Source organism: Arthrobacter sp. MMS18-M83, assembly GCF_026683955.1.
GTDB lineage: Bacteria > Actinomycetota > Actinomycetes > Actinomycetales > Micrococcaceae > Arthrobacter.
The window spans coordinates 1,372,792-1,387,981 of record NZ_CP113343.1; the positions used below are offsets into that span (position 1 = coordinate 1,372,792).

Annotated in this window: 11 protein-coding genes; 7 read left to right on the forward strand and 4 right to left on the reverse strand. The window is 65.4% G+C overall.

The features are described from left to right. Positions 1-16: 16 nt before the first annotated feature. The 7 genes from OW521_RS06445 (at position 17) to OW521_RS06475 (ending at position 10,148) form a co-directional block, all read left to right on the forward strand. Complete coding sequence (locus tag OW521_RS06445; protein ID WP_268023892.1) at positions 17-1,789, forward strand: dihydroxyacetone kinase family protein; 1,773 nt, start codon at positions 17-19, stop codon at positions 1,787-1,789. Continuing rightward, positions 1,786-2,256, forward strand: coding sequence for a ribose-5-phosphate isomerase (locus tag OW521_RS06450; protein ID WP_268023894.1), 471 nt, complete (start codon positions 1,786-1,788; stop codon positions 2,254-2,256). The genes OW521_RS06445 and OW521_RS06450 overlap by 4 nt, the downstream gene beginning before the upstream one ends. Next, entirely contained in the window at positions 2,240-3,070 is an 831-nt protein-coding gene (locus OW521_RS06455) for a triose-phosphate isomerase family protein (protein WP_268023896.1), read from the forward strand. The genes OW521_RS06450 and OW521_RS06455 overlap by 17 nt, the downstream gene beginning before the upstream one ends. Next, positions 3,067-3,864, forward strand: a complete 798-nt coding sequence (locus tag OW521_RS06460) for a sugar phosphate isomerase/epimerase family protein (protein ID WP_268023898.1) — start codon at positions 3,067-3,069, stop codon at positions 3,862-3,864. Before OW521_RS06455 ends, OW521_RS06460 begins: the two co-directional genes overlap by 4 nt. Position 3,865: 1 nt before the next feature. Continuing rightward, positions 3,866-4,726 carry a phosphogluconate dehydrogenase C-terminal domain-containing protein gene (locus tag OW521_RS06465; protein ID WP_268023900.1) on the forward strand — a complete coding sequence of 287 codons (861 nt, stop codon included), beginning with the start codon at positions 3,866-3,868 and terminating at the stop codon, positions 4,724-4,726. 194 nt (positions 4,727-4,920) lie between these two features. After that, positions 4,921-9,828, forward strand: a complete 4,908-nt coding sequence (locus tag OW521_RS06470; protein WP_268023901.1) for an NAD-glutamate dehydrogenase — start codon at positions 4,921-4,923, stop codon at positions 9,826-9,828. Between the two features lie 98 nt (positions 9,829-9,926). Beyond that, positions 9,927-10,148, forward strand: coding sequence for a hypothetical protein (locus OW521_RS06475; RefSeq protein WP_268023902.1), 222 nt, complete (start codon positions 9,927-9,929; stop codon positions 10,146-10,148). A gap of 128 nt (positions 10,149-10,276) precedes the next feature. Here OW521_RS06475 and OW521_RS06480 read toward each other — a convergent pair whose 3' ends face one another. The 4 genes from OW521_RS06480 to OW521_RS06495 all read right to left on the reverse strand — a co-directional run bounded on the left by OW521_RS06480 (position 10,277) and on the right by OW521_RS06495 (position 15,091). Then, a complete protein-coding gene (locus OW521_RS06480) occupies positions 10,277-10,525 on the reverse strand; it encodes a hypothetical protein (protein ID WP_059388455.1) in 249 nt (82 codons plus the stop codon). A gap of 193 nt (positions 10,526-10,718) precedes the next feature. Next, positions 10,719-12,311 (reverse strand): histidine ammonia-lyase, encoded by a 1,593-nt coding sequence (gene hutH, locus OW521_RS06485; protein WP_268025721.1) that lies wholly within the window; start codon positions 12,309-12,311, stop codon positions 10,719-10,721. A 13-nt stretch (positions 12,312-12,324) separates the two neighbouring features. Next, complete coding sequence (locus OW521_RS06490) at positions 12,325-14,055, reverse strand: urocanate hydratase (RefSeq protein ID WP_268023905.1); 1,731 nt, start codon at positions 14,053-14,055, stop codon at positions 12,325-12,327. Positions 14,056-14,284: 229 nt separating this feature from the next. Beyond that, positions 14,285-15,091 carry an IclR family transcriptional regulator gene (locus OW521_RS06495; protein ID WP_184740831.1) on the reverse strand — a complete coding sequence of 269 codons (807 nt, stop codon included), beginning with the start codon at positions 15,089-15,091 and terminating at the stop codon, positions 14,285-14,287. Between the last annotated feature and the right edge of the window lie 99 nt (positions 15,092-15,190).

Sequence of the window (15,190 nt, forward strand, 5' to 3'; positions counted from 1 at the left end):
GGCCCAGGAGTTCCGCATGACCCGCTTGTTCAATGAGCCTTCAGCCTTCGCTGACGAAATGATCGAAGGTTTCGTCGCATCGCACGGCCGCTGGGTACGGCGCGTCTCCGGCGGCGTCGCCCGCAGCACTCGCAGCACTCCCGGATCGGTCGCGCTGGTGATCGGCGGCGGTTCGGGGCACTACCCGGCCTTCGGGGGGCTCGTCGGCCAAGGGCTGGCCCACGGCGCCGCAATGGGCAACCTCTTTGCCTCACCTTCCGCGCAGCAGGTCTACAACGTGGCCAAGGCTGCGGACAACGGCGGCGGTGTCCTGTTGGGTTACGGCAACTACGCCGGGGACGTCCTGCATTTCACCCAGGCGCAGGAGAAGCTCCGGGCCGAGGGCATCGACTGCCGCAGCATCGCGGTCACGGACGATATCTCCAGCGCCCCGCCGTCCGAGCGTGCCAAGCGCCGCGGCATCGCCGGGGACCTGACCGTCTTCAAGGTCGCCGCTGCGGCGTCCGAAGCCGGCTTCACGATGGACCAGACTGTGCAGATCGCCGAACGCGCCAACCACCGCACCCGTTCTTTCGGCGTCGCTTTCAGCGGGTGCACGCTTCCCGGGGCGGAGCAGCCGCTCTTCACCGTCCCCGAAGGCCGCATGGCGGTGGGAATGGGAATCCACGGCGAACCCGGCATCGGCGAAACGGACATCCCGACGGCGGATGAGCTCGCTGAGCTGATGGTCGCCAAGCTCTTTGCCGAGATCCCCGAAGGCATCGATGCCAATCGTGCGCGCGTCGTCCCGATCCTCAACGGCTTGGGCAGCGTGAAGTACGAGGAACTTTTCGTGGTCTATCGCCGCGTGGCGCAGTTGCTCGCCGAGGCGGGGCTCGACGTCGTCGATCCCCAAGTGGGCGAGCTCGTCACGAGCTTCGACATGGCAGGCACCTCCCTGACCCTCTTCTGGCTGGACGAGGAACTCGAACAACTCTGGCTCGCTCCGGCCGACGCACCGGCCTTCCGCCGCGGAGCCGTCACCGCGCAAGCGCTGGAAGCCAACGCCGCAGGCACAGACAACAGCGAGCTGGCCGACGTCGAACTTTCCATCCCGGACGCAACGGCGGAGTCCCACGCCGGTGCCGTCCGCGTGCTCGCCGCACTTAATGCCGCGAAGGCAGTCGTGGACGCCAACGCCGAGGAACTCGGCCGCATCGATGCGATTGCCGGAGACGGCGACCACGGCATCGGCATGGAACGCGGCGTCCGCGCCGCAGTGGAAGCCGCGACAGTCGCCGTCGTGCACGGTGCCGGTGCGGCCACCACCTTGCACGTCGCCGGGGATGCCTGGGCCGACAAGGCCGGCGGAACCTCGGGCGCCCTGTGGGGCATGGCGCTGCGGGCCGTCGGTGACGCTTTGGGCGACGTCAACGCGCCCGACGGCGGTGCGGTCGCCGCCGGTGTGAGCGACGCCGCCGCGGCGATCATGAAATTCGGAAAGGCCAAGGTGGGCGACAAGACCCTGGTAGATGTGCTGGTCCCCTTCCGCGACGCCCTCGAAGCCGGCGTGCAAGACGGCCAGTCCCTGACCGAAGCGTGGGGAACCGCCGTCGCCGTAGCCGAGTCCGCGGCTGAAGCGACCGCCCAGCTGCTGCCCCTCATGGGCCGCGCCCGCCCGCATGCCGAAAAGAGCCTGGGCACCCCCGACGCCGGAGCCGTCTCGATGGCACTCATCGTCAGGGCAATCCACGATTCCCTCCTCGAGCAGAACACCGCCGTGGAAAACACCATTAAGGAGACAGCATGAGCACCAAACTGCGCCTGGTCATAGGATCGGACGACGCCGGATTCGAGTACAAGGAAGCCCTGAAGGCCGACCTTGAGGCCAGCGAACTGGTCGAATCCGTCCACGACGTCGGGGTGGACGCCATCAGCCACACCCCCTACCCATCCGTCGCCATCGCTGCGGCCGAACTGATCGCCGCAGGCAAGGCCGACCGAGCCCTGCTGGTATGCGGCACGGGACTGGGAGTGGCCATCGCAGCCAACAAGGTCCCCGGCATCCGCGCCGTCACCGCTCACGACTCCTTCTCCGTGGAACGGGCCATCCTGAGCAACAATGCCCAGGTCCTCACCTTCGGCCAGCGCGTCGTCGGACTGGAATTGGCCCGCCGCCTCGCCAAGGAGTGGCTCACGTACACCTTCGACGAGTCCTCTGCCTCCGCCGAGAAGGTCACACTCATTAAGGACTACGAGGGTGTCACGTCCTGCTAACCCGGCTGCGAGCCCCAGCGCGGTCATCGGCGTCAGCCTGAAGATGTACTTCGGCTACGAACGCACGCTCGAATACTGCCGGGAAGTGGCCACCATCGCGGCGGCGCATCCGGCGGTCCTGAGCGGCGAGATCGAGTTGTTCGTCCTACCTACGTTGCCGGTGTTGCCGGAAGCAGCGCGGATCCTCGGCACCTCCGGCGTCGGCACGGGAGCCCAGGACATCTTCTGGGAAGACGAAGGCGCGTACACCGGTGAAGTCGGCGGAAAAATGGTGGCAGAACTTGGCGGACGCTATGTCGAAGTCGGGCACGCAGAACGCCGCCGCATCTTCGGCGAGGATGAAACAATCATCGGGCTCAAGACCGCGGCAGCCTACCGCAACGGCCTCACCCCCGTTCTCTGCGTCGGCGAACTCAACTCCGGATCCCCCGAAGAAGCCATCGCCCACTGCACCGCCGAAATCGACGCCGCCCTCAAACGGGCGCAATCGCTCGGTCCCCTGAGCCGGACCATCGTGGCCTACGAACCACAGTGGGCCATCGGCGCACCGGAACCTGCGACGCCCGAGTACATCAGCGCCGTGGTCCGCGGCCTGGACGAGCACCTCCGGAACCTGCCGGGACAGTCCGAGAGCAGGGTCATCTACGGCGGCAGCGCAGGACCGGGACTGATCAGCCAGTTGGACATGTCCGTCGCAGGCTTGTTCCTGGGCCGCTTCGCACACGATCCGAAAGCGCTCAAAACCATCCTTGATGAGGCTGCAACTCGCCTCGCGGCAACCGCTGGAGTATCGCCGAAGGGGGTGCGGGCATGAGCACGATCGGACTCAGCAGCTACGCGTTCTTCTGGCAGCTCTCGGACAAGGTCGCCGAGCCCCTCAGCATCCACGACGCGCTCCAGCGCACCGCGGAACTGGGCGTGAAGCTGTTCCAGATCTGCGACTACGCTCCCCTGGAGCACATGTCCGACGACGAACTCGCAGCCGTCCGCTCAACCGCGGATTCACTCGGCATCACGCTGGAACTTGGCACGAAGGGCATCCGCCCGGACCACTTGCGGAAGTTCCTGCACATCGCCGGGGTCCTCGGTTCTGAGCTGTTGCGCACTATGTTCAACGCCCCGGGCCACACCCCGGACGCCGACGAAGCCACCGCAATCCTCACCGGGATCCTGCCCGAGTTTGAGGCAGCAGGCGTGCGGATCGCCGTCGAGACCTATGAACAGGTCCCCACCGCACGGATCCTGGACGTGATCCGCCGAATGGATAGCCCGTACCTGGGGATCTGCAGCGACCCCGCCAACACCGTCGCGGCGCTGGAGATGCCCCGCGAGGTGATTGACGCCGTCGCGCCCTATGTCCTGAACATGCACATCAAAGACTTTGCGTTCAGCCGCAAGGAGGGGTGGGTCGGGTTCACGTACTCCGGCGCACCGCTCGGCGAGGGTCTTCTGGACTATGACTACATGGCCGGAAAGTTCCAGCCCGCGCAAAGAAACATCAACCAGATCGTCGAACACTGGCTGCCATGGCAGGACTCAGAGGCGGAAACCATCCGCCTCGAAAACCAGTGGACCCAACAAAGCCTCGAATTCCTAAGGAGCAAGTGAAATGTCAGCAGAACAATTGACCGTCGCCGTTGTCGGAGCCGGTGGCAAGATGGGGATGCGCGTTTCCGCCAACCTCCAGAAGAGCAACCACACCGTCACCTACAGCGAGAACTCCCCCGCCGGCCAGGAGCGCGTCCGCGCCGAGGGCCGCGAGATCACTGCAACCGACGACGCCGTCAAGGGCGCCGACGTCGTGATCCTCGCCGTGCCGGACACCGTCCTCGGCATCGTGTCCGAAGGCGTCGTCCCGCAGATGAAGCCCGGCTCGATCCTCCTCACCCTGGACCCGGCCGCGGCCTACGCCGGACTGCTGGCCAAGCGCGACGACGTCGTCCAGGCCGTTGCACACCCGTGCCACCCGTCCGTGTTCCTTGAGCGCACCACCAAGGAAGAATGGGCCGATACCTTCGGCGGCCAGGGCGCTCCGCAGAACGTCGTCGCAGCCATCGACGAAGACGCTCCCGCAGCCACCCGCGATGCGGCCGAAGCGACCATCCGTACTATCTACGCGCCGGTTATCGACGTTCACTGGGTCACCGTGAAGCAGCTCGCCATCCTGGAACCCACCCTCGTGGAGACCGTGGCCTGCATGATCGGCACGCTCCTCAACGAAGCGCTCCACGAAACCGTGCACACCGCCGGCGTCCCGGAGGAAGCGGCCAAGGCCATGCTGTTCGGCCACGTGCAGATCGCCCTGACCAACGCCCTGCGCGGCTCCAACCCGTTCTCCGAGGCCTGCGAAATCGCCATCCAGTACGGCAAGGACACCATCATCAAGGACGACTGGAAGAAGATCTTCGACGACTCCGAGCTGGACGGCGTCATCGCCAAGATGCTCAAGCTTGACGCCGTCAAGCGCTAGGCGGCCCTCACCACCTCGCGAGATGGCACTTCACGGCAATGCTCCACCACCGCATCACTGCAGCTAAGTGCCATCTCGCGCTGCATTCCCGGGGCTTTACCAGCTGCCCCGCGCCAGCCATCATGAAATGAGGCGCAGGGACTTCGCCGACCGCCACAGCACGGCCGCTCCTTGCCCGGCGGAGGCACAGCGACATGTCACCCAGGATCGAGCCCGCGGACCATGCCCCGGCAGTCAGTCCCCCCGCGGCCCCGGACCGATTCCTTGCTGACTACTACGAACACGTGGCCGATGACGATGTTGGGAACTACACCGCGGACACACTCCTGGAGCGTGCACGGTACCACCGCTCGTTGGCCGAAAGGCGGGCTCCCGGCCAAGCTGTGATCGGCGTCCTGAACGAAACCGATGCCAGCCTCGTGGCGATTGTCACCGACGACATGCCCTACCTCGTCCCCTCTATCACCGCGGAAATCGCCAGGGACAGCGCCCCCATCGGGCTCCTGGTCCACGCCACTTTTACAGTCACCCGGGATGCCGCCACCCATCGCCTGACCGACGTCCGTCGCGGACCCCTGGGGACGGGCCTCCGGTCCGGCGTCGAACCTTCCGCGTCGGTCACCGCCATTAACCACGACGACGGCGGGCCCCTCACGGAGGCGTGGATCGCCGTCGAGATTTCCCGGCTTCCCGACGACGCGAGTGCCGAGCGCCTCGTTAAGCGGCTGCAAAACGTCCTTGGCGATGTCCGGGCAGCCGCACAAGATGCCGCCGCGATCCACCAAGAGCTTGCCGACGAAGTCCGCCGTTTGGACGGATTGTCCCAGACCGTTCCCGCAGCGCCGGAGATCCAAGGGTTGCTGCGCTGGCTGGAGGACGGGAATTTCGTGTTCCTCGGCTACCGGGGCCGCCGGGGCCTGGGGCTGCTCAGGAATGCGGCGGTCACTGCGTCCGAAGGTGGGCCCTCCGCAGGTGCGCCGTCCGCGGTACCTGGTCCAGCTCCCGTCCTCAGCCTCACCAAGTCCACCCTCCGTTCGACCGTCCTCCGGCGCGCCTACCTCGACGAAATCAGCCTGACTGCGGATGACACAAGCGGCGAACGCACCTTTGTTGGCCTTTTCGCGCCCAGCTCGGCCTCCCGCTCGGCACTCCAGATTCCCGTCATCCGCGACACCGTGGACGAGGTGTTGCGGACGTTCGGCTACTTGCCCACATCACATCGCGGCAAGGAGCTCCTGGCAGTGGTGGAGGCCTATCCCCGCGACGAGCTCTTCCACATCGACGCCCGGCAGCTGGCCGAGCACGCGCGCGAAATCCTCCGCCTCCAAGAACGGCACAGCACACGGTTGTTCCTCCGCCCGGACTCGCGCAACCGGTTCATGACGGCACTCGTCTTCCTGCCGCGCCACCGCTTCAGCACAGCCGTCCGGCTCAACATTGAACGCGAGCTTCGCGAGGCCTTCGGCTCCGAAGAAATCGAGTTCGAGCTCCGACTGGGCGAATCAGCCATGGCCCGCGTGTTCTTCCGGGTCCTGTTGCCACACAAGGGGGCGCCCGCCGTCGTCGATCCTGCGGTACTGGAGCAGCGGATCATCGCAGCCACGCGGTCCTGGGCCGAAGGCCTGGACGAGGCCCTGCACGCAAGGTTCCCCGCCGACGAGGCCGCCCGGCTGTCCCGGCAATGGGCCACCGCCTTTCCTGCCAGCTACAGGGCCGACTACGAAGTGGAAGACGCAATTCAGGACATCGTCCGCTTCGAGAGTTTCGCGCCCCGGGACGGGGACGTGCCGTATGCCGACGCCGCAGACCCTCTGCTGACCGTGTACAAGCGCCCGGGGACTGCCGTCCTTGCGGAGGATGCGCGGATTCGGCTCTATTTGACCCGCCCGCAGAGCCTGACGCAGATTCTGCCCATCTTCCACAACCTGGGTTTACGCGTCCTGGACCAGCGGCCGTTCGATGTGCAGCGTGCCGACGGACGGTCCTTCTTCCTATATGACCTCGGGCTTGTCTACCCGCGCGGAGTTGATCCGGTGGGAACGGGCGAACTGCTGGCCGGCTCGTTCTGCGCCGCGATGCGGGGAGATGCGGAGACCGATGCCTTCGATGCCCTGGTCATCCGGGAGGGGATTGACTGGCGGCGGACAGCCATGCTGCGTGCGTATGCGAAATACCTTCGGCAGCTGGGGAGCACCAATTCCTACGGGTTCATCGCGGACACCCTCCGCGAGAATCCCCGCGCGACCCACGCTTTGCTTTCTCTTTTCGAGGCGAAGTTCGATCCGGACCGGTTCGAACCCGACCTGTTCGATCCTGAACTGCTCCGGCCGAAGCCGGCTGAGCCGGTGCCGGCTGGAAGTGACGTGTTCGAGGTGGATGGCAGCAGGTACACCTCCAGGACACGGGCCACCAACGCCGCCCGCAAGGAACTGGCGGAAGCCATCGACGCCGTTCCGGTCCTCGACGCCGACCGCCTGCTGCGTTCACTCGCGAGCGTGGTGGAGGCGACACTGCGCACCAACTTCTACCTGGACAAGCCGTACATGAGTTTCAAACTCAACCCCTCCAACATCCCGGCTGCACCGGCGCCCCGGCCACTTTACGAAATTTGGGTCTACTCGCCGCGGGTGGAAGGCGTCCACTTGCGCTTCGGCGCCATTGCCCGGGGTGGCTTGCGCTGGTCCGACCGCCGTGAGGACTTCCGCACGGAAGTCCTGGGACTCGTGAAGGCCCAGACGGTCAAGAACGCCGTGATCGTTCCCACCGGGGCCAAGGGCGGTTTCTACCCCAAACAACTTCCCGATCCCGCCGAGAACCGGGCGGCCTGGCTGGCCGAGGGGCAAGAAAGCTACCGGATCTTCATTCGCGGACTGCTGGACATCACGGACAACTTGGTTGCCGGACCCGACGGCGGGACGAACAGTCGCGCGGTCCCGCCGGCCCGGGTCGTCCGGCACGACGGCGACGACTACTACCTCGTAGTGGCTGCGGACAAAGGCACGGCCACGTTCTCCGACGTCGCCAACGCGCTGGCCGCAGAGTACGGATTCTGGCTTGGCGATGCGTTCGCGTCCGGCGGTTCGGTGGGCTACGACCACAAGCAGATGGGCATCACCGCGCGCGGCGCCTGGGAGTCCGTGCGGCAACATTTCAGCGAGCTGCTGATCGACTCCAGCACTGAGGATTTCACAGTGGTGGGCATCGGCGATATGAGCGGCGATGTGTTCGGAAACGGGATGCTGCTTTCAAAACACATCAAGCTGGTGGCGGCCTTCGATCACCGGCACATTTTCCTCGATCCCACGCCTGACCCGGCCATTTCCTTCGCCGAGCGGAAGCGGCTCTTCAAACTCCCCCGCTCGTCCTGGGCCGACTACAACCCTGCCAAGCTCAGTCCCGGCGGCGGAGTGTTCTCCCGGCTCGAGAAATCAATCAGTCTCACCGAACCGGTCCGCCTCGCCTTGGGATTGGATGAAAGTGCGACGGCGATGACCCCGCCTGAGCTGCTCAAGGCGGTCCTCATGGCGCCCGTCGACCTGCTGTACAACGGCGGAATCGGCACCTACGTCAAGGCCTCCACGGAGACGCATGCCGACGTCGGAGACAAATCGAACGATGCCATCCGGGTCAACGCCGCCCAACTGCGGACCCATATCATTGCCGAGGGTGGAAATCTGGGCATCACCCAACGGGGCAGGATCGAGGCCTCGCTGGCAGGGGTCCTCGTGAACACCGATGCCATCGACAATTCCGGAGGCGTTGACTGCTCGGACCACGAGGTGAACATCAAGATCTTCCTTGACCAGATGATCGCAGCAGGCAAGATGTCGCCGAACGAAAGGACGAGCTTCCTGCACTCCCTTCAGGACGAAATGGGGCGGCTTGTCCTGAAAACAAACGCTGACCAGAACGTCCTTCTCCTCAATGACAAGCAGTTAGTCCTCCAATGGAGCCCGAGCTTCGAGCGGACCATGGACTGGCTCGACTCGGTTACGGACCTGGACCGGAAGCTCGAATGCCTGCCGACTACCGAGGAGCTTCGCGAACGCGTAGAGACCGGAGTGGGACTGACTGCGCCCGAACTCGCGGTCCTGGCTGCCTATGCCAAGATCGAGCTGGCCAGGGAACTGACCGAAGGTGGGCTCGCGGACGATCCATGGTTCTCGCAAACGCTGCGGGAATATTTCCCCCGCCAACTCTCGGAACGGTTCGGCGATGGCCTCTCTGTGCATCCCTTGCGCCGCCAAATCGTCGCCACGGTGGTCGCCAACGACATGATCAACCTCGGCGGCATAGCCTTCGCGTTCCGTGCCATGGAGGAAACGACCGTTTCTGCGGCAGCGGTGGCACGCGGATTCGTGGTGATGCGCCATATCTGGGACTTCGACTCCGTCACTGAAGCCCTGGCGCAAGTGCCGGCAAGCATTCCCAAGGAACACGTATGCGCCGTGGCCCTGGACATGCGGCGCCTCCTTGACCGGTCCACCCGCTGGTACGTCACCCACGATTTCCGGGACAAACCCATTGCGGACGCCATTACGCGGCTCGAACGGCCCATGTCCCTCATGCGGGCCAATTTCACGAGCTTCCTGCACGGCATCAACCTGGCCCATTCGTTGAACCGTCTTGCCCACACCGATTCGGTGGGCCTGCCCCACGACTTGGGCATCCGGGCCTCCGAACTCCTGGTCAGCTACGGCCTCTTGGACATTTCCGCGATCGCTGAAGAACTGCAAGAGCCGGTCGCGGGTGTGGCGGAGGTCTACTTTGCCGTGTTCGAAAGGATCTCGGCCATCCCCCTACTGGAACACATCACGCTGTTGCCGCGGGACACGCACTGGGAAGCGTTGGCGCGTGCAGCACTCCGGGACGACATGTACCTGGTTCTTGCCGACATGACCAAGGCGGTAGTCCGGCACACTCCACGCTCCTCGGAGGCAACTTCCGACCCCGTAGAGCGGATCATGGATTGGGAACGCGGAAACACCGAACAACTCGCGCGCGTCCAGGACACCATCAAGGCGGCCATCAAGCCCGGTCCGGTGGACATCGCGGCACTCTCGGTAGCCGTGAAGCTCCTTCGAGCCATGGTCCGCCGGTGACCCAAATCCCAAAATGACAGACATCCCATGACACTTTGCTATCTTTTATGCAGGAATTGCCGCTCCCCCCGCGGCATCCCGCAGAAGGAGGCCCCCCAATGAGCACAACCGCTATAGAACACAACGAGATCCATTTGTCCTTTTCATCCGTCGATGAAGTCCACGCAGGACTTGACCGTGCTGTCGGCACGCTCATCGAAGCCGCAGCCGAAAACGGCCGTTGCGGGATCCTTGTTACCCGCCGCGAGCCCGGAAGCTACACGGTTGCCCTTGACGAGTCGGTCCCGTTCGGCCAGACGCGCGAGGTCCTCGCCGCTTAGGAACAGGTACAGACAACAAAACCGGGGCTTGTTTTCCAGACCACGCCAAAAAGGCGCGGAGTAGAAAAAAAGCCCCGGTTTCTCTGGTCTAAAGTGCTTCTCTATGGTTTAGTCAGCGACTCTGCCGGCTACACTCGACGCAACTCCACGCCGTCGGACTTCATGAAAAGCTGCTTGGCGGCTTCGTCGGCGCCGGGTCCTGCAGGTTCAAGCCACACAACGTTGCCGCTGCCCGAGACTTCCTGAACCTCCCCCGCCGCGACCACATGTGCGTGCCTTACGACTTCGATCCGCTCCCCCACCTTCAACGTTCCCCAGTTGGAAACGACGGCGGACTGGGCGATTCGCCTGGACAGGACTGTCCCGCGTGCCTTCATTGAACTTCTACCCCTTTGTGGATGTTCGTTACTTCAGTTGTGAACGGATATTCCCCGGCAGGCCCACGACATCGTCGGCGTGGACATGCCGTACCCCATAAGTTTTACTACACAGAAAGCGCCCCGGGGCACGTATTGCCAAACATTTCCGGGGCGCTTCCTAATGTTCACTCGAACGGTATTTTGTTCGGCGTCAGGCGAGAATTCCGATGGCGGATTCGGCGGCCGCGCGGACCTCTCCAGCGCCTACAAGACGGTCCGCCGCTTCCAGCTCAGGCGAGAGGAAGCGGTCAGTTCCAGGACCGTCGACGACGCCGCGCAGCACCTCGATCACGGCGGCCCCAGCAGGCCCCGGAGTGAGTTCCCCACCGGACAGTTGGGTCCGGATGTCGAGGGCACGGGTGCTCGTCACGAGTTCCACGGCCAGGACGCGGCGCAGGTTCTCTATGGCCTTGCGAAGCTTGCGTGCCGCGTGCCAACCCATGGAAACGTGGTCCTCTTGCATGGCGGAGCTCGGGATGGAGTCCACCGACGCCGGAACGGCCAGGCGCTTGTTGTCCGAGACAAGGCCGGCCTGGGTGTACTGGGCGATCATGAGGCCAGAGTCCACGCCGGGATCGTCGGCAAGGAACGCCGGGAGTCCGTGCGAGCGGGCCGGGTCCAACATGCGGTCCGTGCGGCGCTCGGCGATGGAGGACAAGTCCGCGACGGCGATGGCCAGGAAGTCCAGCACATAGGCCACCGGGGCGCCATGGAAGTTTCCGTTGGAAGACACTCGGCCGTCCGGGAGCACCACGGGGTTGTCGATGGCAGCTGCCAACTCGCGGGAAGCGACCAGCTCAGCGTGCGTCACGGTGTCGCGGACTGCTCCGGCAACCTGGGGTGCGCAGCGGAGCGAGTACGCGTCCTGGACCTTGGTGTCATTGACGCGGTGCGAAGCAACAATCGGCGAGTTGGAAAGCACCCGCAGCATGTTGTCTGCGCTGGCAGCCTGGCCCGGGTGGGGACGCAGGGCCGCGTGTAGCTCCGGCAGGAACACCTGGTCCGTGCCGAGCAGCGCCTCGACGCTGAGCGCGGCGGTGATGTCCGCCGTCGTGATTAGCAAGTGCAGGTCAGCGATGGCCATCAGGAGCATGCCGAGCATGCCCTCGGTGCCGTTGACCAGTGCGAGGCCTTCCTTTTCCGCCAGGACTACCGGCTCGATACCGTGCGCGGCGAGGAGCTCGGCAACCGGCTTCTTTCCGGCGGCGCCGTAGAGCTCGCCGTCGGGGCCCGTGGCTTCGCCTTCGCCCATCAGGACCAGGGCGCAGTGGGACAGCGGAGCGAGGTCGCCGGAGCAGCCGAGGGATCCAAACTCACGGACTACGGGGGTGATGCCTGCATTGAGGACGTCTACCATGGTCTGCAGAACCACGGGACGGACGCCCGTGCGGCCCGAGGCGAGGGTCTTGGCGCGCAGGAACATGATGCCGCGGACTACTTCGCGCTCCACGGCCGGGCCCATGCCGGCCGCGTGGCTGCGGATCAGCGACTTCTGCAGCTGGGTACGGAGCTCGTTGGGGATGTGGCGGTTGGCCAGGGCGCCGAAGCCCGTCGAGACGCCGTACGCCGGAACCTCGCTGTGGGCGAGGCCGTCGATGTGTGCGCGGACTTTGGCAACCGTGTCCAGGGCCTCCTGGGAGATGGTCACCTTGGCGTCGTGGCGTGCGACGGCGACGACGTCTTCCGGCGTTACTCCGCTGGAGCCGAGGATGACCGTCTGGCGGCCAAGGGATGTTGTAGTAATGGTCACGGTGCTCCTACTTGCTTTCTGTCATGGGGATGCGGACGCCGCGTTCCTTGGCGACCTCGACGGCGCGTTCGTAGCCGGCGTCGACGTGGCGGATGACGCCCATGCCGGGATCGTTGGTGAGGAGGCGTTCGAGCTTCTCGGCGGCGAGGTCGGTGCCGTCGGCGACGGAAACCTGGCCGGCGTGCAGGGACCGGCCGATCCCGACGCCACCGCCGTGGTGGATGGAGACCCAGGTGGCGCCCGATGAGGTGTTGATCAGGGCGTTCAGCAAGGGCCAGTCGGCAATCGCGTCGGAGCCGTCGGCCATGGACTCGGTTTCCCGATAGGGGGAGGCCACGGAGCCGGAGTCAAGGTGGTCGCGGCCGATCACGATGGGGGCCTTGACCTTGCCTTCCTTCACGAGCTGGTTGAACAGCAGGCCGGCCTTGGCGCGTTCGCCGTAGCCGAGCCAGCAGATGCGGGCCGGGAGGCCTTCGAATTCAACGCGCTCCTGGGCGGCGTCGATCCACTTGTGCAGGTGCTTGTTCTCCGGGAAGAGCTCCTTGATGGCTTCGTCGGTGACGCGGATGTCCTCCGGGTCACCGGAGAGGGCGACCCAGCGGAACGGGCCCAGGCCCTCGCAGAAAAGCGGGCGGATGTAGGCCGGGACGAAGCCGGGGAATTCGAAGGCGCGGTTGTAGCCGCCCTTGCGGGCCTCGTCGCGGATGGAGTTGCCGTAGTCGAAGACTTCGGCGCCGGCGTCCTGGAACTCGACCATGGCCTGTACGTGGCGGGCCATGGAGGCCTGGGCTTTCTTGGTGAACCCTTCCGGATCGGCCTCGGCCTCGGTATGCCATTCCTCCACGGTGATGCCCTCGGGGAGGTAGGAGAGCGGGTCGTGGGCGCTGGTCTGGTCGGTGACGACGTCGATGGTCAGCTCGCCGGCCTTGTGGCGGCGGAGCAGCTCGGGGAAGACTTCGGCAGCGTTGCCGACGTAGCCCACGGACCAGCCGCGGCGCTCTTCCTTGGCCTTCTGCACCTTGGCGATGGCGGTGTCCAGGTCGGTTTCGACCTCGTCCAGGTAGCGCTTGCCGGCGCGGCGGCGCAGCCGGGTCTCGTCGACGTCCACGATCAGGCAGGCGCCGTCGTTCAGGGTCACTGCCAGCGGCTGGGCGCCGCCCATGCCACCGCAGCCGCCGGTGAGGGTCAGGGTCCCGGCCAGCGGGCCTTCGGTAGAGCCCTCGGCGGCCGGCGCCGGGTGGCGTCCCTCGGCGGCAAGCTTGTTACCGACGGCGGCGAAGGTTTCGTAGGTGCCCTGCAGGATGCCCTGGGTGCCGATGTAGATCCAGGACCCGGCAGTCATCTGCCCGTACATCATCAGGCCCTCGGCCTCCAGGCGACGGAACTCGGGCCACGTCGCCCAGTCCCCCACCAGGTTCGAGTTGGCCAGCAAAACCCGCGGCGCCCATTCATGGGTGCGGAACACGCCCACGGGCTTGCCGGACTGGACCAGCAGGGTCTCGTCCTTCTCCATGGTCTCCAGGGTCCGGGTGATCGCGTCGAACGCGGCCCACGACCGCACCGCACGGCCCGTGCCGCCGTACACGACTAGGTCATCCGGGCGCTCGGCGACCTCCGGGTCCAGGTTGTTCATCAACATGCGCAACGGCGCCTCGGTCTGCCAGCTCTTCGCGGTCAGCTCGGTACCGCGGGCGGCCCGGACTGGACGGGCTCCGGTAGTGAAATCGGCGGGTGCCATGGTGACTCCTTCGTCTCTGGAGGTTGCTAGGTGTAAGTCCTTCTGTATCCAGTAGAGCCCTTCGGCAACCGTCTTGGAACGGCTTTAGGAAGGGTGCTGTCCGGGATTACAGACTCAACTAACTCGCAGTACATGTCGTTTTGAGCGCCCATAGCGACATCTACTGCGAGTCAGTTGGGTGGGACGGCGGGGGTGGGGTGGGAAAAGTGGGCGCGGGTGGGGCGGGAGGCTATTGCCCCGGGCGGCCGTGGATACGCACGGACAGCTCGTCGGCCGTTTTCTGGATGCGGGCGGCGAGCGCCGGCCATTCCTCAACCGGTACCCGGTCCTCGAGGAACGTCACGGCGACTGCCGCCGTCGGCCATCCCAAATGGTCGGTGACGGCGGCGGCCACCGAGCCGAAGCCTGGCGTGACTTCGCCGTGTTCAGTGGCGTAGCCGCGCTGCCGGACCTGGTCCAAATGCGAGGACAAGGCTGAGTACTTCATGATGGGCGATTCCATCTCATGCCGGGCCGTGAAGGCGGCGGCATTCGGATACAGGGCCCTGACCTGCGATTTCGGCAGGGCGGCCAGGATGGCACGCCCGCTGGCGGTGAGGTGGCTGGGAAGCCGGACCCCGACGTCGGTCACCAGGGACGGACGGTTCTTGGCCCGCTCCTCCACGATATAAAGCACATCGCGGCCATGCAGCACGGCCAAATGCGCGCTCTCGCCGATCGCATCCACGAGGGCGGCCAGCATCGGGCGCCCGAGGCGCGACAAAGGCTCTTGCCGCGAGTAGGCCGAACTGAGTTCAAAGGCGCTAATGCCCAGTCCGTAGCGCTGTTCCTCGTGAAGGTGCAGGACGAAACCGTTGGCCTCCATGACACCGAGCAAGTGATAGACGCTGGACCGGGGCAGGCCCAGCGCGGTAGCGATGTTGGACGCTGCCATCGGGCCTCGCCGGGAAGCAAGCAACTTCAGGATGCGCAGGGTGTTCTCGGCGGCAGGGACCTTGGAAGCGGCCCGGCCTTGGGTGGACGGCTGTATGGTCATGGCTCCTCTTCGAGTGCACTGTCATCCCCGGCACGCCCTTCTGCCGCAATGGCGAAAGTCGGAGTGTCCGGGATCCCGTACTTAAGCGTGCGCCCCGTA